Consider the following 18,632-nt stretch of genomic DNA (forward strand, 5'->3'; position numbering starts at 1 on the left):
GGTCTCGCCTAATGAAAAACATAGTCGTTGCTTTGATAATTATCGGTAGTTTGCTCATCGCCAACAACAACTATGGCGCGGTTACCTCTGTTGGAGAGATCAACGTCGTCGGTCAAACGAGAGGCGTTGTTCCTGCCAGCTCAACGGTGCCACTGATCGTGACACTTGTAATTGATCGGTCGTTGGCAGAGCCGGGAGAAGAAATTAAAACGATTGAGATCGCAATGCCATCGGGATTCCTGACCCAATCATCCTACTTCAAAGGCATCTTGCGGGACCGCAATGAAATCCCAGCAAGACCCGTCGTCTCCGGAGGAAATGTCCTGCGCGTTGAACTGGCAGATGCCATCGTCGACTTCCAGAATTCAATCTATGAAATCACTTTTGAGTGCCAGACACCGGGCACGATTATCTTAGAAGCAGTGTTCAGAGCACGCTTACGTAATCGTGACGATGCACCTATTGGTGAATTTATCCGCCCTGGACAGGCAGATGGAAAGCTCAACAACGATGACTTTACTTTGCAAGTAATCCCAAATGTACCGCCGGATCTAGTTATAGGCTTTACCGCCGAAGCCGATGAAACTGGAGAGAACGATGTGACGCTCCGTTGGCAGAAGTCGGAAGATCCGGATGTCAACGGCTATCTCATCTACAGAAATAATGAAAACAGTGTTACTGAGGACGATACTATTAATGTCGAAAACCGCTCCTCAACCACATTTCGTGATGTAAACGTTCCGCCGGGAAGCTACACTTATCAGATTGTCGCTTACAAGACGATTTTCTTGCAATCGGAACGCTCACCTAAACAAACAGTCGTGGTATCACCAGACACCGCTGCACCGGAACCACCGACAATGCTCAGCCTCACCCCTTCAAGTGATGGCATCGAAATTTTGTGGAAGCCGAGCATCAGTCGTGATGTAACAACGTACCGAATCACCGAAGGACTTACCACACTTACTGAAATTGAAATCAATGAGTTAAAAACGGAATATAAATTTATTGACAACCGCCCACTCCCGACAGGCAGCTTTACGTATGCCATCATTGCTATTGACGAGGCGGGTAACGAATCCATCCCCTTAGAAAAAAGGCTTCGTATTCTTGATGAACCTTATCCAAACCCCTTTACACCGCTCTCTCCAGACGAGGATTTCAATCAAGTTGTCTTCCCCGCTCGCGCGCTTGAAGAGGCTTCGGGTGAATTCACAGTCCTCATCTTTGACATTGACGGAATGCTTGTCAGGCACTTAACCGCATCACCGGGTGAAACGGAATTGATTTGGGATGGACGCAATGAAGCGGGTGAAATTGTGGAAAGTGGTGTTTATGTCTATCAACTTCAAGTTGGAGAAAGTTTTAAGACGGGTACTTTAATAGCTGCTAAGTAGTAGATTGACTTTGTAGCCGGATGGAACAACTAAATTTTTTCTGGACGCGAACACTGCTGTTGTGAAAGCAGCCGCACTTTGGATGATCGAAAAAACTATTTGACTTAATTTTCTATTCAAGGTTATATTATAAGTTTAATAGCAAACCCTTGGTTGGCTAAGCTGCATCAAACTTTATAATAGCAAACTCTTGGTCCGCAAACTGACCTAAAAAAGAGCTCGCTCTTGGCAGAACATCTTTATGAAAAAAGGAGATATAACAACAATGAACAGACTTGCGTCACGCCCACGATTGGGGACAACGCTACTTGCGATGGTCGGCATCTTGGCAATCGTTTTACCGGTGGCAGGAAATTGGAGTATTTTACAGGAACGCGATCCAGAGGTTAGGGATTACATGTCCATTGCTTTCACAAGCAAGAATGTCGGCTGGGTAGTCGGTGCTGCATCGTTTGAAGATTTTGAAAATCCTGGCTTTATCGGTTATACCATGGATGGCGGAAAGACGTGGCAAAAATCGGAAATTAAAATCGCCAATGATTTAGCCGAAGTCTATTTCTTGGATGCTGAACACGGGTGGGCAGTCGGTGCAAACGGCACAATCGCCACCACCGCTAACGGTAGAGACTGGGAGTTACAAACAAGCAAAGTCGGTAACGGACTCAAGGGCATCTACTTTGTTAACAAAGAGGTCGGGTACGCCGTTGGAGAGAGTGACACCATTCTTTCTACAAAAAATGGTGGAAATACATGGAAAGTACTCCAAGGTGGTCAACTCGGTGCCGTTGGTGATGACGACGCGAATATGTACAGCGCAATTCAATTTCTTGACGAAGAAACCGGATGGATTGCCGGTGTCCGCGTTAGCCCCACGACACAAAGCCAATTTGCCTTGATTCAGAAAACAACGGATGGTGGACAGAACTGGGTCACACAAGCAACTGGTAAGGAAGATATTCTTGAAGATATCTTTTTCCTTGATGCATCAATGGGATGGGCAGTCGGTGAAAACGGCGTAATTCTTCACACCAATGATGGCGGCGAGACATGGAAAGAGCAAGCCAGTGGCACGCAAGAAACACTACGCAGCGTCGGATTCGCAGATGAGAAGAACGGATGGGCAGTCGGTGGTGACTTTGGCGTTGGTGCCATTCTACACACCAGCGATGGCGGTAAAACTTGGGAACTCAAAGATTCCAAGGAAAAAATAGTCAAAGTTTTTGTGCTTGATGGACAAAATGTGTGGGTAGCCAGTTCCACTGGTGCTATCATGCAGGCACAATAGAACGAAGGGACAAGGGAGTAGTAATTTCCAATACCACTACTCCCTGGGTTTATATTTTCATTAATACTGAGTTGTAGGTTAAAGCAGGACCCCACGCCGCAACCCTGCAACATTTTATGAAATGATTTTGTTGAAGCGGAGGTATAATTTTGGAAATATCCACATTCGCGACGCGGATGAGCCGATTGGGAACAGAGTCCGCATTTGAGGTGCTCGCCAAAGCAAAACAGTTGGAAGCACAAGGCAAAGACATCATCCATCTGGAGATAGGACAGCCGGATTTCCCAACACCGATGAACATCATTGAGGCAGCATATAAAGCAATGAAGGACGGACACACTGGCTACTGTCCATCCGCAGGCGTGCCGGAATTCCGCGAGGTCGTCGCGCAACACATAACAGAAACACGCGGTGTTACCATCCATCCAGATGAAGTCACGGTGACTCCCGGAGCGAAACCGATTATCTTTTTCACGATCTTGGCACTCATTGATGATGGCGACGAAGTCATTTATCCCGAACCCGGTTTCCCTGTCTACGAATCCGTTATCGACTTCATCGGCGGAAAAGCAGTGCCACTGCACCTTCGCGAGGAAGTGGATTTCCGGTTCCGCCTTGAAGATCTTGAGGCGGCAATCTCTGACCGAACGAAACTCCTAATTCTCAACTCACCCCAGAACCCTACAGGCGGCACGCTAACTATTGAAGACCTTGAAGCAATAGCAGAACTCGCACAGAAACACAATTTCTATGTGTTGACAGACGAAGTCTATTCACGTATTCTCTATGAAGGTCAACACCACAGCGTCCTCAGCCTGCCTGGTATGAAGGAACGAACAATTCTGATTGAAGGGCATTCCAAAACCTACGCAATGACCGGATGGCGGTTGGGCTACGGTATCGCTCCGCAAGCAATCGCGGACAAGATTACGCAGTTAACTATTAACTCCAATTCCTGTACCGCCACTTTTACACAACTCGCTGGGATAGAAGCATTGACAGGACAGCAAGCCTCTGTTACAGAAATGGTTTCGGAATTCCAGAAACGACGTGATGCAATTGTGGATGGACTGAACGCGATTGAGGGCATCAGTTGTATCAAACCGCTCGGTGCCTTCTATGTGTTCCCGAATGTTACACAACTGCCGCTTTCGTGTGAAGCCCTCGCTGACTATCTGATGGAGGCGGCAGATGTCGCCCTACTGCCTGGTACCTCTTTCGGCAAATACGGCGATGGTTATCTCCGTCTCTCATACGCCAATTCGTTAGAAAACATCCAAGAGGCATTAAATAGAATGGAAACTGCAATCTCGAAATTGTAGTCCCTTTAATAGCACGTCTTTTGACTGTAAACAGCACCCCATAACGAGTAGATATAAACCTCTAAGTCGCAACCGATTCTACAGGAATCTTTTGTATGCTTCCTACTTTTAACCAAAAAGCTACGGCACGGATCCCCGCAAGCACAACGAACCTAGGACCTGGGTTCGACGTCTTAGGGCTTGCTCTTCAACTCTATAGCACAGTTACGCTCGAACGCTCTGAAACCAATACTGAAGTTATTGTGAGTGGTGTAGATGCGGACAAAATACCGAGTACGCCAGAGCATATAGCATTCCAAGCGGTAGAACTTGTTTTTAATCGAAGTGGGACGGAACGTCCAAAAGGCTTCAAATTGCAGATAGAAAATGGAATACCCGCCATCCGCGGACTCGGTGGTAGTGGAACAGCGATCCTCGGTGGATTGCTAACTGCAAACGCGCTCTGCGACACTCCATTCTCTGACACAGAACTCCTCAATTTTGCGACCGAACTCGAAGGGCACCCAGACAACGTCGCTGCCTCATTGTACGGTGGACTCGTCGTCTCAGCACAAGAGAACGCTCAAGTACATACCGTTCGGTTAGAATGTCCACCCATCCTTTCGATTGTGCTTGCAATTCCCGATTTCCCACTGTCAACAGAACAAGCGCGCGGTGTGTTACCGACATCGGTAGGTTTCGCTGATGCAATCTACAACACAAGCCGAAGTACGCTGCTAATTGCCAGCATCGCCACGAAGCAATTTGAGATGTTACGTGTCGCGATGAAAGACAGGCTGCATCAACCTTACCGGACTTCGTTGATTCCAGGATTTGATGATGTCGCAGAAGCTGCGACCACTGCTGGTGCGCTTAGCGTCGCATTGAGCGGGGCGGGCCCGACCGTTGCAGCCTATTGTTTAGAACATACAGAACAGATCGCTGAAAAAATGAAGGCTGCCTTCAAAAAGAATCAAATCGCATCCGACATTAAAATTTTAAAGCCGGATGCTTGCGGCGCGAGTGTACACGTTGAGGGCAATTGAATAGTCCGTTACACCAGTTATTTAAAATAAAAGATGTCAAATTTTCATGCAGAAAACCTCGCATCAATACTGAATAAATTCGATTGCAACATGGATCAGGGGTTGAGTGCCGAAGCCATTGAGAAAGCGAGAGCACAGTATGGCAAGAATGAATTCGGTACGGAGGAAAATGCTTTTTCCCTTAAGGCGTTGCTGAAACCGCTGCTCACGTGGCGTATTCTCGTTTTGGCACTTACGACAGCCATCCTCATCTTCTCATTCATCACAGATGCGAGTCAGGTTTCCCTTTATACAGTAGGCATTGTCGGCGCAGTTTTGATCATCCACATCGCATGGGCATGTATAAAAGAATATCGAATCCGCAGTCGAGACATTAATGCTAACAAACTTACAGCCCATAACATCAAGGTTATTCGACAAGGGAAATTTGACACATGTACGCCAGAGGACATAGTCCCTGGTGATTTACTCTCCTTCAGTGCAGGTGACTACATACCCGCCGATGCCAGAATCATTGAATCGGAAGGGCTGATGATTGACGAATCCGTGCTCTTTGGTACCGAAGGACCTGTGCAAAAAATAGGCACAGATATTCCAGATAGTAAGGTGCCCCCGCAAAAACAAAAAAATATGGCGTTCGGTGGCACTTATGTTACAGCGGGCCACGGTTTTGCAATTGTTGTGCAGACGGGAAAACAACTGGAAATATGGAAGCAGCGTCGAGATACACCTCCAACGCCTACCACGAACACCCGCGCCGAAAACGAGACGAGAGACTTGCACACTCTTATAAAGATCGTAGGTATAACTGTGGCATGCGTAACCCTTGCGATCACATGGTGGTTTGAATATCAGAATCAAGCTACCGATTGGCAATCCCTATTCTATCTCGGCATGTTATTTATTATCGCATCCACTCCACAAAATCCGAGTGGACTCCTTCAATTTTTCTTTTCTAAGCACTCTCAAAAATTGCTGAAAAAAGGGATTGTAATACGAAATTCACGCAGCCTCGAAAAATTGAGTCGCATCACCACACTTCTCGCGAATGAAGATGGACTCTCTACCACACGCGATCTGACAATTTCAAGCCTTTTCGTTGATGAACAATTGGTTGACGGTAAAACATGGCAGACGTGGTTGGACTCTCTGACAGACCTCACTCCCGCAAAACGGCAAGAAGCGGTTGCCGCAATGTCGCCGAGCGGAAAAATTCCACAAGGTGCCCCACACTTAGTGTTCACTGCTGGACTTGGTGTCTCTGATGGGCAAGATACGAATGATGGGCTATCCGTTAATGGGCAGATTGCCTCAACAACCTCACCTGACGATGTGGTGCTGCCCCCTCAGGCTACCATCCAAGAGAACATGAGAAAACTCGGGTACCAACTCGACAGTGTGAGTACCAAGCTACCTTTGGTGAACACATACCCTTCCACACATAACTATAGGTATCAAATGCAGGTGTTCGAGTCAGCACCAGAAAACTATCTTAACATTATTTTTGGAGATGCCCGAACTGTGCTTGATACTTGTGGCTATGTGCTTATTAATGGCGAAACCGCACCGCTATTAGACGATAGATACGAAATGTATCATGACATCATAGACTATCTACTGAGCACCAAATCCCAAGTCTATGGTGTAGCCTTTCACTCCTCTGATGTCATTCTGAAACCACAAGAGATGGAAGACAATCCAATTTTTTTAGGGTTCATCAGTTTTTCCGTCAGCAATGACGAACACACAAAGGCAGTCCTGAAATCCAGCCTTGATACTGGACTTAAAATTATTCTCGTTACTGAGAACAAAGAGCAAGAAACAGTCGACCTTGCGAAAGACCTTGGGTTAATCCACAACCGAAAAGCAGTGGTATCCAGGGAAGAGCTTGAGGCAGTACCACGTGAACAATTCGACAACGAAACGGCAAAATGGCTCGCTTATTCGGAACCAACTTGGGAACAACGTCGAAATATCGTTCTCAGTTTAAAACGCCAAGGGCACGCTGTCGGGTTTTTGGGCCAAAACAGCAAAGACCTTCGGGCAATGACTGTTGCTGACATAACCCTTGCAAATAGAACCGATGCATTGCACGTCGTTCAAGCCGCTGCTGATGGGTTGATTAATAAGTTTGAAGCGGTGAGAGACGCACTGCTTTATGCTCGCGAGGCATATCATAACGCCGCTGGCTTTTTACGATGGAACTTCTCATGCACGCTCTCTTTGCTCCTCACGCTCACCTTCGGCACCGTGCTACACTACCTCTATAAAATGCCTATGCCGTTGACGTTAATGCAGATAATTTGGATCCAACTTCTCTCGACTTTACTACCATCGTTCGCTATAGGTACGGAAAAGATATTCGCTGACGAAAAACACCACCGTCCGACGCTATTTTCAGGGTCACGCTTCCTTTCAAAGACAACCAGTATAGACATCATTTGCCGGGCAGTGACTATTAGTTTAATGACAATTATTCCGTTCTTATTTATACTGTGGCGTTCGCCTGCTCTGTCCGATACACTTGGTGTTTCAACGCTCATGCAAGATGTTCTTTCCACTGGAAACGCTGAGAATCCAAATACGTCAGTGATAGCGATTGCACGAACGGCGGCGTGTACGACGCTCATCTTCACGCAGTTAATGACCTGCTGGCAAGCCTTGCGGTATCCATGGGAATCGCTCGCCCAAAGAATTTTAGCGAACCCTGGACTCATCGTTATCTCTGTCCTCGTCATAGTGTTTCACCTGACGGCAATTTATGTTGAACCTGTCGCGCAATTCTTAGGAATGGGGTACCTCAAATGGGAATGGCAGTGGACGCTTCTGTTTAGTCTTGCAGTACTCCTGTTACCTCTGAACCTGGCAATAAATTCGCGACCAGACAACGACTAACACTACACCCAAAATCCGTAAGTAGGAATACCAGCGATAATCCCTAAGATCGTCCAGAGACTCCCTACTGTAAACTCTCCCAAGATTAATCCGAGAAAGAAGGGGGCTATTTTGCGATGCCGCACAACACCACCGTATTGCAAAATTAACCACTTGATTAACCAACTCATGAAAAGACAACTCCACGTCACATGCATGCCCCAACTCGTAGAGATTGCAAACCCGGCGGGATGAAAAGGCCACCACACAAACCGCATCCGAAAAAACATCAGCACTGCTGTTATCAAAAAGCCGATGCCCATAAATCCACTTTCCGGTATGAGTGTCGCTTCTGGTGCTTGTAACCACCGCGCAAGCCGCCGATACGGTTCTATCCCGAAAGCACTTAAAGAGGGCCAATAGGCACGGACCTCCATCCCCAGACGATACCCGCGATCAATCAACGCCCAAAACCCTGCTAACGATCCCAAAACAGTTGCAAGCGTTAAAGCAAAAATGATGCGATGCATCGTCATGTTCGTTCGTTCCATGATTTTAAAGCCTTCTAACTGATGCGGCATTGGATGGCTCCGATGGGCACGATTAATAAACCAAAACATAGAGAACATAATGAGGTTGTCTCTTCCCAATCGGCGTGTGCCAACCGTCCGAGTTAGAATTTCATCAGGACCAGAATAGTGCAGATCATGCACAGGTGTACCGAGTTCGGCGCGCATCCGGGTAATTGCAATTGAAATCATATAATAGATAACAAAAAAGACGAACATCACCCACAATTCAGCACCGCCATAGTAGCAAAAAAGCACAAGGAATGCCATCACTGCGATTAGCCCAAGCATTGCCCCGCGATAGGACATCGCTTCTTGCGTTTCGCGCCCTGAAGCACTGATGACAGTATTGTCCTGTTGTGTATTTAGGCCCACAACGGTTCTCGCTACATGCAATAGATGTCTGCGACTCGCCCAAATCGCCAAAACGCATAGTGCGAGGTAACCACCCGCGGCTTGCTCATTCATGTATGGAAAGCGGGGTAGGCTACGCAACCCAAGCGCAGCACCGAGAACACGCATAAACCGCCAATACCAAAAGAAAAACCAACACGAAAATGAAAGATCTAACGGAATAAAGAAACCGAGTCCGATTGCAAACGGATAAAGTGAAAACGGGATTCTGCCCATCGCGTTCCACGGGCTCTCTGTAAAGACTTGGAAACTCCGTATACGTGTCCGAAATTCGGGTAAAACCGGATACAGAAAGTTAAGACCATTCCAGAGTGCAAGCCCGCCAGCAATCCCAAAACCGAGCCACATCAACTTGCTCTGGAAAAGGCGATTCCGCGGGGTCTCTGTCAACTGGAGTGGAAGTTGGATGATCGGATAACTTAACTTCTCATGTTCGATCCACTGTTTACGAACAATTATGTTGATGCAAAGCATGCCAAAAATCAACACAGTAATAAAGGCGGTCCACCAAAGCACAGGTGTCGCCCACCCAAGCAATGCCTCAGCAGTATAAAGGGGAAGCTCGCCTTCATAATAGCCTTGTAAAAGCGATGGATCGCTCACAGTGAGCCATGTCGGTAGAAACTGCACAAACAACTGCTGCCACTCATTTTCGGGGGTAGCAAAGCGGAACGCATGTCCCAGCATCGGCACCAAAATCTCAAGCATATCGTGGCCAGTAACACCCGAAGCGATAGAAAGCATGAGGTAAACAATGATCAACTCACTCTGTACCAACGCGAGTCTCGGTATAAAACGACGCAACAGATAGTTCACACCAATAACCACAAACAGACTGAAAATCACATTGAAAAAGAGGGAGATCGTTACAGGATGACCCGAATACCGAATAACCTCCATCTCAATAACCCAATAACAGTTAATCGGTATTAGAATAACAGCAATAAGAATAGATTTGAGTGTGACACCGTGGGCAGGAATTTGTGATGATGCAAACGAAGGGGAAGTTTCAACTTCCATACAAAATATAACTCCGATGAACGCGAGAAGATTTTCGATCTATTTTGAGAATGAATCAGGAGAAGTACTCTGATTCTTGAGTTTACGTCCTAAAACATATAGACGCATATTTCCACATCAATTTATCACAATCGCCATAACATGTCAACTTTATTAACAAAACCGCCCGATCCAGAGATCGTCTTGAAATCAATGAAGACTTAAAGTTAAGGCAGAAAAATAGACTTTTCTTTATAACGTTCCCATGTTATAATAGATATTGCAGTATAGCCTGAGCAGGCTTACAACAACTCAGGATGCGAACATGAAGCCATTCCGTTATATTAAAAATCGAATTGAAAGATTTTTTTACAAAATTTACCAGCGGCGTTTAGAATCCGAAGCCAACACGTGGCAGATCCCCCGCCATATTGGCGTAATTTTAGACGGAAACCGCCGTTACGCTAAAGCCAGTGGACTTGACAACGTTATTAAGGGGCACCACGAAGGGGCAGATAAACTCGAAGAGGTGCTTCATTGGTGCGATGAACTTGGCGTTGAAATTTTCTCAATCTGGATTTTCTCGCTTGACAATTTCAAGCGCGCAGCGCATGAAGTCGAAGGAATCCTTGGACTTATTGAAGGAAAGATGCGGGAACTCGTCACAATTGAGGGACTGCACGCCAACCAGATTAAGGTACGCGCAATGGGGCAGATAGAACTACTACCGCCGAGTCTTCAAGAAGCGATTCGGGAAGCAGAAGAAGCGACGCGAAATTACGATAAGTTTATCTTAAACGTGGCTGTTGCTTATGGAGGACGAGAGGAAATTATTGAAGCATTCCGAGGACACCTAAAAGCTGAAAGTGAGAGTGGGAAACCTATTCATCAAATTGCAGATGAACTCACAGTGGACAAGATTACACCGTATCTATACACTTCAGATCTCCCAGACCCCGAACTAATCATTCGCACCAGTGGGGAGGTTCGATTATCAGGATTTCTCCTCTGGCAGAGCGTTTATTCAGAATTCTATTTCTGTGATACATACTGGCCCTCGTTTCGGAAGATCGACTTTCTGCGTGCCTTGCGTGCTTATAGCCAACGCAAACGCCGATTTGGAAAATAAAATATACAGCGTAAACACTTCTTGGCACCAATCACTATCCTTGAAAATTGCTTATATTTTTTGTTCTAATTCCGTAGCTACATAGGTAAAAGGAGCAGATGCATGCGATTTGGGATCTGTACGAGTTTAGAAAACGTTAATCGGCTTGCAGAAGTTGGATATGATTATATCGAATTAGGGGTTCGTCCGGCGTTGATGCCCGAAGCAGACGAAGCCGAATTTCAGAAAATTCGCCAGCAAGCAACACAAGCACCGTTAAAGGCGGAGTCGTATTCCGGATTCATTCCGGGCGACTTGCGTGTTGTAGGCGACACTGTGGATCTTCCGCGCTTGTCTCGTTATGTAGAAAACGCGTGCCGTAGAGGCAGCGAAATTGGTGGTCAGGTTATTGTCTACGGCAGCAGCGGTTCCCGGAGTATAGAGGAAGGCTATTCGCGCGAACGCGCATTAGCACAAATCGCTGAATTCCTTGATATGGCGGCAGATCACGCCGAAGCACACAACATGACGATTGTCATTGAACCGATCTGCTGGCGAGAGGGAAATATCCTCCGAACCGTTGCGGATGGTGTCGCTATGGCAAAACGCGTGAATCGCCGCGGTATCAAGGCGTTGGCGGATCTTTACCATATCTGGCAGGAAGAAGAACCGATGCAGAACATTATTGACGCTGCTGAGTGGCTCGAACATGTCCACATAGCGGAACCCGTCAAACGCTCCTATCCGGGAAACGACGATTTTGATTTCACTGATTTCTTTTCGGCATTACAAAAAGCAGGCTACGACGGCCGCGTCTCGTGTGAGTGCAAGTTTGACAATTTTGACGAAGATATTGAGGTAGCTTTGAAGACCATGAAGACTTACGTCTGACAGATTCTTGGAGGTGTTGTTTATCCTTACACGCGAACAAGGCAGAGTCATCCGAGCACGAACAGGATTTTATGACGTGCAGCACGGTGATATTGTCCTGCGTTGCACGCTCCGCGGCACACTCAAACGGCGACACCGCTCAGCAACTGGACGTAGATTATACGCGGACCCAGTTGCCGTCGGCGATCAAGTTATTTTCACGCAGCTTGACGCTGAAGAAGGAGTGGTAGAGGACATTCTGCCTCGCGAGACGAAATTCTCGCGACAATACGCAGGGAAACAGGGCGACATTGAACAAGTTATCGTCGCCAACGCACATCAAATCGTAGCCGTTGTCGCGACACTAATGCCGCCACTTAATTTTAGAACGTTGGACAGGTTTCTGATCTTAGCTGAGGCAGGGGACATGGAGGCTGTGATATGCGTGAATAAGATGGATTTGGTGGACGCATCCCAACGCGATGAACTCATCAAGACCTTTACCAATTATGAGAAACTCGGCTATCAAATTCTCTATACGAGTATCCACATACCTGAAAGTTTGGACACGCTTCAGCACATCTTAAGAGATAAATTCAGCGTTATCATTGGTGCGTCGGGGGTTGGGAAATCCAGTCTACTGAACGCACTCCAACCGGACTTAGGTTTGCGAACGGGTGAAGTGGCTATCAGAACCCAAAAAGGCAGACATACAACAACACTCGTCGAACTCTTCTCATTAGATTTTGGTGGCGAGGTTGCGGATACTCCCGGTATCCGAGAAGTTGGACTGTGGGGCGTGGATACTGAGAACTTAGAACACTATTTCCCTGAGATGGAGCCTCACCTCGGTCAGTGTAAATACAGCGATTGTGCTCATGTCGCAGAACCTGATTGTGCTATCCAAGACGCTGTTGAATCCGGTGAGATACATGCGGAACGGTATCGGAGCTACGTTGTGTTGCGAACAGGGGATACTGCGGAAATCTAATACGGTTCGCGCTACAAACCCGTGAAATGCTCACGCGCGTACGCCAACCGCTCAGGGACACCTATATCAATCCAGTCCGCATCCGTTTGCAACGTATAGAGATTAGAAACGGACGGAAAAACGTCTCGTTCCATAGAGAAAATTTCCTGCCCGTTCGGAAATGCGTCAGCAATGCTTTGATTGAAAAGATAGACCCCACTGTTGACATACCCAGCACGCCAGGTAGGCTGTTTCTCACGAAACGCCTGAATCTTTCCATCACCGTCCGAGACGATTTCACCATAAGGACGGATGTCTGCAACATGCACACTCAAAAGCACTCCCGCCATTCCCTCGTGAAAGCGATCTAACAACCCCCGCAGCGAAAAGTCCGCGATCAGAATATCACCATTTAAAACAAAAAAGGGCGATGTCCCAATCTGTTTCATCGCGTTTTGAATCGCGCCGCCAGTACCGAGTCTTTTCTCCTCTTTGGCATAACGGATGCACATTCCGGCGTAATTGTCACCCACCTGCTCATAAAGCACATCGTGTAGGTGCCCAGACGCGAGGACGACCTTGGTAACGCCTACCTCCATCAACAATCGGATCTGCCACTCCAGCACCGTTTTCCCGGCGATCTCCAACAAAACCTTAGGCACCGTTTTTGCTGCCTCACCGAGTCGTGTCGCAAGACCGCCACACAGAATGATGGCTTCCATTTTTTTAATTTACCTTGCGGAGGAGCAGCGTGGGTTCTGTCTTTGGTGTTCTTTTCTCAAATCTGAAGAAATACCCAAGCAAAAACCCCTCCATTACATTACGGGCTATATGCCTTTTCATAATGCCTTGAGAGAAGCTTTGTTAAACCAAGACCTCTTGACTAACAGCCATTCTTCTGACAACTGACAACCGATTTACACCGACCTATGTCCTGCGAAGCCGCGAGGATTTTCATAAGCATCTATCCACAAATCACACCACTCTTGGTGTTCGGATAGGACACTTTCAGGATTTTCGCGGCTACGCACAATGAAATCAGGATGCGCTGTCCGCCCGGTGTGATGTCCTGTTGTCTGATAGCGCAAATCCAATGACCAACGGCACCGGTCAGACGTGTTCGGTTCCGAACGATGTGGTGTAAAACGACTTAATATGATGACATCGCCGCGGTAACATTCCAGCATGAGCGGTTCGACTTCCGGCATTAACTCCGGCTTGATCATTGTGCCACCCTCTTTCTGATGGATCAGATACCCTATATCTTCAGTAATACCGGGCAATGCCTGGAGGCACCCCATCTCTACTGTGCTATCACCCAACGGAAGCCAACACGTGATGATAATGGAATCTTCAGCCTCCGGCATCATAACACCAGCATCCTGATGCCACGGGACACCGCCTGCCCAACTCGCGTTCCCATCTATAACGGGCGGTTTCGCACGCAGATGCTGTATCGGATTACAGGTAATCTCCGGTCCAACGATTCCTTCAACAACATCTAAAAGGTTATCGTTCTTCAGGAATTCAAAGATGGCTTTGCCGCGGTAGTGCATAATATCCAATCCGCCTGCCATGTCGCCGGACTGTGCAAGTAACATTCCGAACCGCTTGTCGAAAGGTTCATCTTCATACAGGTTCTCGATTTTACCTTCCTGTTTTAAGGCAAGGGCGCGTTCCGAAATCCAATCCGAAATTTCGTCAATTACGGGCTGTAGATCCGCGTCAGTCAAAGCATTTTTGACGATTAGGACACCCTGTGTCGCAAAGGTTTCACACTGCTCTTGCGTGAGTTTCATAAGGAACATCTCCGTTTTCGTAAGGCTTGCAAGCTAAACTTGTCTCTGTTTTACATTATCTTCTATAAAAAGTTGTGCATATATGATAGCATAAGAAGGAAAATCTAACAAGGAGCACTTGGAATGAAAGGTAAACAGATTGTGATGCCAGCGAAGCGATCAGCAACGCTGGAAGATTTTGAACTTGATGAGACACTCACACCGAACCAAATTCTACTGAAAACGCACTATAGTCTGATTAGTCCCGGCACCGAAGGCGCAGGGTATACCGGACTTGAAAGCGGCACACGATTTCCGCACGGTTCAGGCTATACGGCGATCGGTGAAGTTTTGAAAGTCGGTGAAAACGTAACGAAATGTGCTGTTGGGGATCTCGCTTTCTGTTATAGTCCGCACGCCTCGATCGCTAAAACTGAGGCAGTGCTTTTGGCATTCAAACCGCCTTTAGATATAGACGAGAAACTGGTTCCTTTCGTCCGAATGGCGACGGTCGCGATGACATCTCTGCGGGTATCGTCTGCCGAATTCGGGGACACTGTCGCCATTATCGGCTTAGGGTTGGTAGGGAACTCCGCATCGCAGCTTTTCAATTTGGCTGGCATGAAAGTTATCAGCATTGAACGTGTACCGCGTCGGCTCGAAATCGCTCGGCAGTGCGGTATCCAGCATCTGATTAATCCTGACGAAGAAGATGCGCTGGAACGCGTTATGGCACTAACAGGCGGCGAAAAAGCAGCAGTTACCGTCGAAGCGATTGGAAATCCACGGCTCGTCGAAACCGCCTACCAATTGACTGGCAGAAAAGGTGAAGTTATCTTACTCGGTTCGCCACGAGGTGAATATGTTACGGATGCAACGGCGATCTTGAACTATAGCCACAGTATCGGTTTAGGCGCTATTACACTCAAAAGTGCACATGAATGGGTCTATCCGACGATGCACTCTGGCGAATCGAAGCACTCGCTTGAACGCAACTCGCGCTTGGTGTATTCATTGGTGTGTGAAGGTAAGTTTAAAGTAGAAGAATTGTTGACCCACGTCATCAATCCAGAAGAAGCACAGTCCGCTTACGATGGATTGACAGATCGGAAGGATGAATATTTAGGCGTAATTATGGACTGGACGTAGTGTTTCAGTAAGCAGGATTATTGAAACACTACTAACATCCGCATAACGCGCCTGCTCGGAAATGTCCGCATGTAGTAAAATCGAAAAATAAGTTGACATTTCAGAGAGTTGCAGCTCTGTCTGATCCAGCTGGCGAGGTTTGATGAAGATTAAGAATTTATTCCGTGATGTACGATGTTAATTGTCTGAACCAGGATTTACAGGATTCAGGGATTTTCAGGATTATAATTGCCACCCGTTTGTGCACATAGCACTCCGCTGGAGTGCAAGAAGTTGTGGACCCCGGTTTCTATAGATATATCACCCCGCTGGGGTGGGGAAAATACCTAAACCCCTCGTTGGAACATTCAGAGTTTGTTAGTAGCAACTTGGGTTATAGTAAAATCCGAAAATATGTGGACAGTTAATCAGTGAAAGAACCCTGACCGCCGCTGGCGAGGGTGTTTCTTCTGGTATCCTCGCCCTCCCGCAATGTCTAAGTAATTGTAGATTTTACTATATCTGTCTTGCTTTGTCCGCTCGTATTCCATGATTTTCGCCCACCACTAACTTCAGCGGTGAAGGACTCTCAGAGCCTACACCACTTTCCTTTCGGGATTTTATCAGAAGCACTTCCTTATCCCTTTTCATTCTCCATTGGGTTTCGTTGTTTCAACACGGGTACCCTTATTGATGGAACCACCCAGTTCTCCGATAGCGCAACACTCCGATTCCTGACTCCCTTTTCTGTAGGAGCGATCTCCTGATCGCGATACTCAATACTCTCCCTTATTAACGAAAACTCTGAAAATCTTTCCACAATTTCAAGCAATTTTGCAAACTTTTAGATAAAAATTCAGATTTTTTCTTTTTTTATGACAATTCTGTACGATTTTGCACGTTTTTGCCCAAAAAAAGGAGTCTTTAAGGAGTACAACAATGTGTGTTTGACTTAAGCACAAAAGTTGAGTTGAACGGAATATGAAATATCAGAGATATTTGATCCAAAAATCTTAAGATTTTTCAGATGTTGAAAAACACATTTTTTTCAACACAAAGTGACCGTTCTTGAACACTTTCGGGCAGGAAAACCCGTGGAAAATCCAAGGGCGTGGATGGTACAAATTGCCAAAAATAGATGCGTTGACTTTCATCGTCAACAGCGACGAGATAGAGTCAGAGACTCAGATTTGGCAGCTTTTATCAGTTCTGCGGCTTTTGGTGGCGGTGTCAGTATCGCCGATGATCAGCATCAGGCAGTTGTTGTGAAAGAGATTCACAATGTGATTGCGAAGATGAAGTCCATTTATAGCGATGTGGGAAAATTGTATATCAAGGGGCACACCACCCGTGAGATTTCGGAGTTGTTAGAAATTCCAGAAGGGACGGTGAAATCTCGGTTTCGGAAGTTTCGGCAGTTGATACGCGAGTATCTGGAGAAGGATACACTCACGGAAAAGAAGGAGTCATAATTGCGATTTTCGTACAGCGTAAATACCGAAGGAAAGGCATCTATTATTTTTGTGATGGACGCAAAATCCTTCTCGCGCGTCCTCTGTCTTGCACGGAGGGTTCTGTTGCGGGCTACTTTTGTTGCAGTGGGATGTCCTCACTGCTCGGTCCCCTGTTTCGCGCACGGTGCGCGATAACCGGGGTGACAGATAAAACAGGTCAAGATTTATATGCTTGACATTTTTCGTAACTGTTGATATTTTACAAACGCCCCTTGCGGGGAAAGGAAGATTCTGATGATTCACGTTTTTTATAGAAACCGAAACACAATCGGACAGTTCATGGTTGCGCTAATACTCTTGGGCACGTTCGGATTCTTGTTTACCTATGATGGGTTTGTCTCAAAGTCTGCGGCGACGAGTTGCTGTGGTGGTGGCGAGGCAGCGGTAACCTCCTTCACAGCGGACAGCAGCGGCGACTATGGTAGTGATATTCTGATGGATGCTGCCGCCGGTGGTTGCTGCGGCGGAGAAAATAAGGTTATCCCTTCAAGCAGCAATAACGGTGATGATGATCCGTGTGATTGTCTGTTTGAACCGGGCTCGTCTGAAGATCGTGAGTGTGGTAGTTGTGATTATGACGATGAGTGTGGAGGACCCGCGACTGGTTGTGATACGGGGTGTAGCTGTAGTCACCCTTGTTGTTACGATGGCCAAAAATGTAAAGGTAGTTTATGCGAGGGCAAGGGATGTAACTAGTGGATTATCCAGTCTAAAATTGGCGTTTTTTATGGTACGTCGGAATTCGGAAATCCCTCCTACAGAAGAATAAACACATCTAATTTTAAGGTGGACAGTCCACATAGTGGGTTGTCCATCCTAAAATTATGGGTAATGTTGTGTTTTCGCAGGAGCAGTTCCAAATCACGCCTACAAGATGAAGGTAGACATAACACTAATAAGTGCCTGCCATTGTCGAGCCAGGAGTATTTATTTTCCAAAACGGAAGTTTGACATGCAGCATCAACACCTACATATTCCAACACAAGGTATTGATATAAACACCGATGTGACCACATGGGCACTTCCAGAAGGAGCTATCGCTCGGTTAGGACGGGGGGCATGCTGCCAGTTCGCAATTTCTCCAGATAGGAGGTATTTGGCCGTCGGGACCCCCATTGGTGTGTGGTGGTATGAGTTGTCAACCTTATCCGCTGTCGCATTATGGGAGACAGAACGGGGAGCAATTTCCACGGTTGACTTCTCTCCAAATGGCAAACGACTTGTCACCGGTAACTTGGATGGAACCATCAAAATATGGGACGTTCGACTTGGTGTGTGTATTACCAAGATTCAACGTCAGGCACGACAATACGAAAATGGGGCACTAGTAGTCTGTCACAATTATCTTGATAGTTGATCTAAAATCTGGTATCCTTAGG

At 46.8% G+C, this 18,632-nt stretch carries 15 protein-coding genes; 12 read left to right on the forward strand and 3 right to left on the reverse strand.

The annotated features are described in order from the left end of the window. Nucleotides 1–11: 11 nt before the first annotated feature. From OXH39_07020 to OXH39_07040, 5 genes are all read left to right on the forward strand, one after another. Nucleotides 12–1,397 (forward strand): hypothetical protein, encoded by a 1,386-nt coding sequence (locus OXH39_07020; GenBank protein MCY3550195.1) that lies wholly within the window; start codon nucleotides 12–14, stop codon nucleotides 1,395–1,397. Between the two features lie 265 nt (nucleotides 1,398–1,662). Then, nucleotides 1,663–2,682: a YCF48-related protein gene (locus OXH39_07025; protein MCY3550196.1), complete on the forward strand. Its 1,020-nt coding sequence runs from the start codon at nucleotides 1,663–1,665 to the stop codon at nucleotides 2,680–2,682. A gap of 176 nt (nucleotides 2,683–2,858) precedes the next feature. Then, nucleotides 2,859–4,004, forward strand: coding sequence for a pyridoxal phosphate-dependent aminotransferase (locus tag OXH39_07030; GenBank protein MCY3550197.1), 1,146 nt, complete (start codon nucleotides 2,859–2,861; stop codon nucleotides 4,002–4,004). Between the two features lie 95 nt (nucleotides 4,005–4,099). Then, nucleotides 4,100–5,029 (forward strand): homoserine kinase, encoded by a 930-nt coding sequence (gene thrB / locus OXH39_07035; GenBank protein ID MCY3550198.1) that lies wholly within the window; start codon nucleotides 4,100–4,102, stop codon nucleotides 5,027–5,029. Between the two features lie 33 nt (nucleotides 5,030–5,062). Beyond that, the gene (locus OXH39_07040) at nucleotides 5,063–7,924 is read left to right on the forward strand and encodes a cation transporting ATPase C-terminal domain-containing protein (GenBank protein ID MCY3550199.1); all 2,862 of its coding nucleotides are present in this window, start codon (nucleotides 5,063–5,065) and stop codon (nucleotides 7,922–7,924) included. A gap of 2 nt (nucleotides 7,925–7,926) precedes the next feature. Here the strand turns inward: OXH39_07040 and OXH39_07045 are convergent, their stop codons facing one another. Next, the gene (locus OXH39_07045) at nucleotides 7,927–9,906 is read right to left on the reverse strand and encodes a hypothetical protein (protein MCY3550200.1); all 1,980 of its coding nucleotides are present in this window, start codon (nucleotides 9,904–9,906) and stop codon (nucleotides 7,927–7,929) included. Nucleotides 9,907–10,210: 304 nt separating this feature from the next. Here OXH39_07045 and uppS point away from each other — a divergent pair, with 304 nt between their 5' ends. From uppS to rsgA, 3 genes are all read left to right on the forward strand, one after another. Continuing rightward, nucleotides 10,211–11,014: a polyprenyl diphosphate synthase gene (gene uppS / locus OXH39_07050; GenBank protein MCY3550201.1), complete on the forward strand. Its 804-nt coding sequence runs from the start codon at nucleotides 10,211–10,213 to the stop codon at nucleotides 11,012–11,014. Between the two features lie 102 nt (nucleotides 11,015–11,116). Beyond that, nucleotides 11,117–11,884, forward strand: coding sequence for a sugar phosphate isomerase/epimerase (locus tag OXH39_07055; protein MCY3550202.1), 768 nt, complete (start codon nucleotides 11,117–11,119; stop codon nucleotides 11,882–11,884). Nucleotides 11,885–11,900: 16 nt separating this feature from the next. Further along, nucleotides 11,901–12,854 (forward strand): ribosome small subunit-dependent GTPase A, encoded by a 954-nt coding sequence (gene rsgA, locus OXH39_07060; GenBank protein MCY3550203.1) that lies wholly within the window; start codon nucleotides 11,901–11,903, stop codon nucleotides 12,852–12,854. An 11-nt stretch (nucleotides 12,855–12,865) separates the two neighbouring features. Here the strand turns inward: rsgA and OXH39_07065 are convergent, their stop codons facing one another. Next, nucleotides 12,866–13,555, reverse strand: coding sequence for a sugar phosphate nucleotidyltransferase (locus OXH39_07065; GenBank protein MCY3550204.1), 690 nt, complete (start codon nucleotides 13,553–13,555; stop codon nucleotides 12,866–12,868). A gap of 195 nt (nucleotides 13,556–13,750) precedes the next feature. Further along, entirely contained in the window at nucleotides 13,751–14,632 is an 882-nt protein-coding gene (locus tag OXH39_07070; protein MCY3550205.1) for a phytanoyl-CoA dioxygenase family protein, read from the reverse strand. 123 nt (nucleotides 14,633–14,755) lie between these two features. On the opposite strand from OXH39_07070, the gene OXH39_07075 reads away from it, so the two are divergent. The 4 genes from OXH39_07075 to OXH39_07090 all read left to right on the forward strand — a co-directional run bounded on the left by OXH39_07075 (nucleotide 14,756) and on the right by OXH39_07090 (nucleotide 18,610). Next, complete coding sequence (locus OXH39_07075) at nucleotides 14,756–15,760, forward strand: zinc-binding alcohol dehydrogenase (GenBank protein ID MCY3550206.1); 1,005 nt, start codon at nucleotides 14,756–14,758, stop codon at nucleotides 15,758–15,760. 1,037 nt (nucleotides 15,761–16,797) lie between these two features. Next, on the forward strand, nucleotides 16,798–17,211 hold the full coding sequence (locus OXH39_07080) for a sigma-70 family RNA polymerase sigma factor (protein MCY3550207.1): 414 nt from the start codon (nucleotides 16,798–16,800) through the stop codon (nucleotides 17,209–17,211). 276 nt (nucleotides 17,212–17,487) lie between these two features. Further along, a complete protein-coding gene (locus OXH39_07085) occupies nucleotides 17,488–17,949 on the forward strand; it encodes a hypothetical protein (protein MCY3550208.1) in 462 nt (153 codons plus the stop codon). A 256-nt stretch (nucleotides 17,950–18,205) separates the two neighbouring features. Beyond that, a complete protein-coding gene (locus OXH39_07090; GenBank protein MCY3550209.1) occupies nucleotides 18,206–18,610 on the forward strand; it encodes a hypothetical protein in 405 nt (134 codons plus the stop codon). The last annotated feature ends 22 nt before the right edge of the window (nucleotides 18,611–18,632 follow it).

This window comes from Candidatus Poribacteria bacterium (assembly GCA_026702755.1).
Classification (GTDB): Bacteria; Poribacteria; WGA-4E; order WGA-4E; family WGA-3G; genus WGA-3G.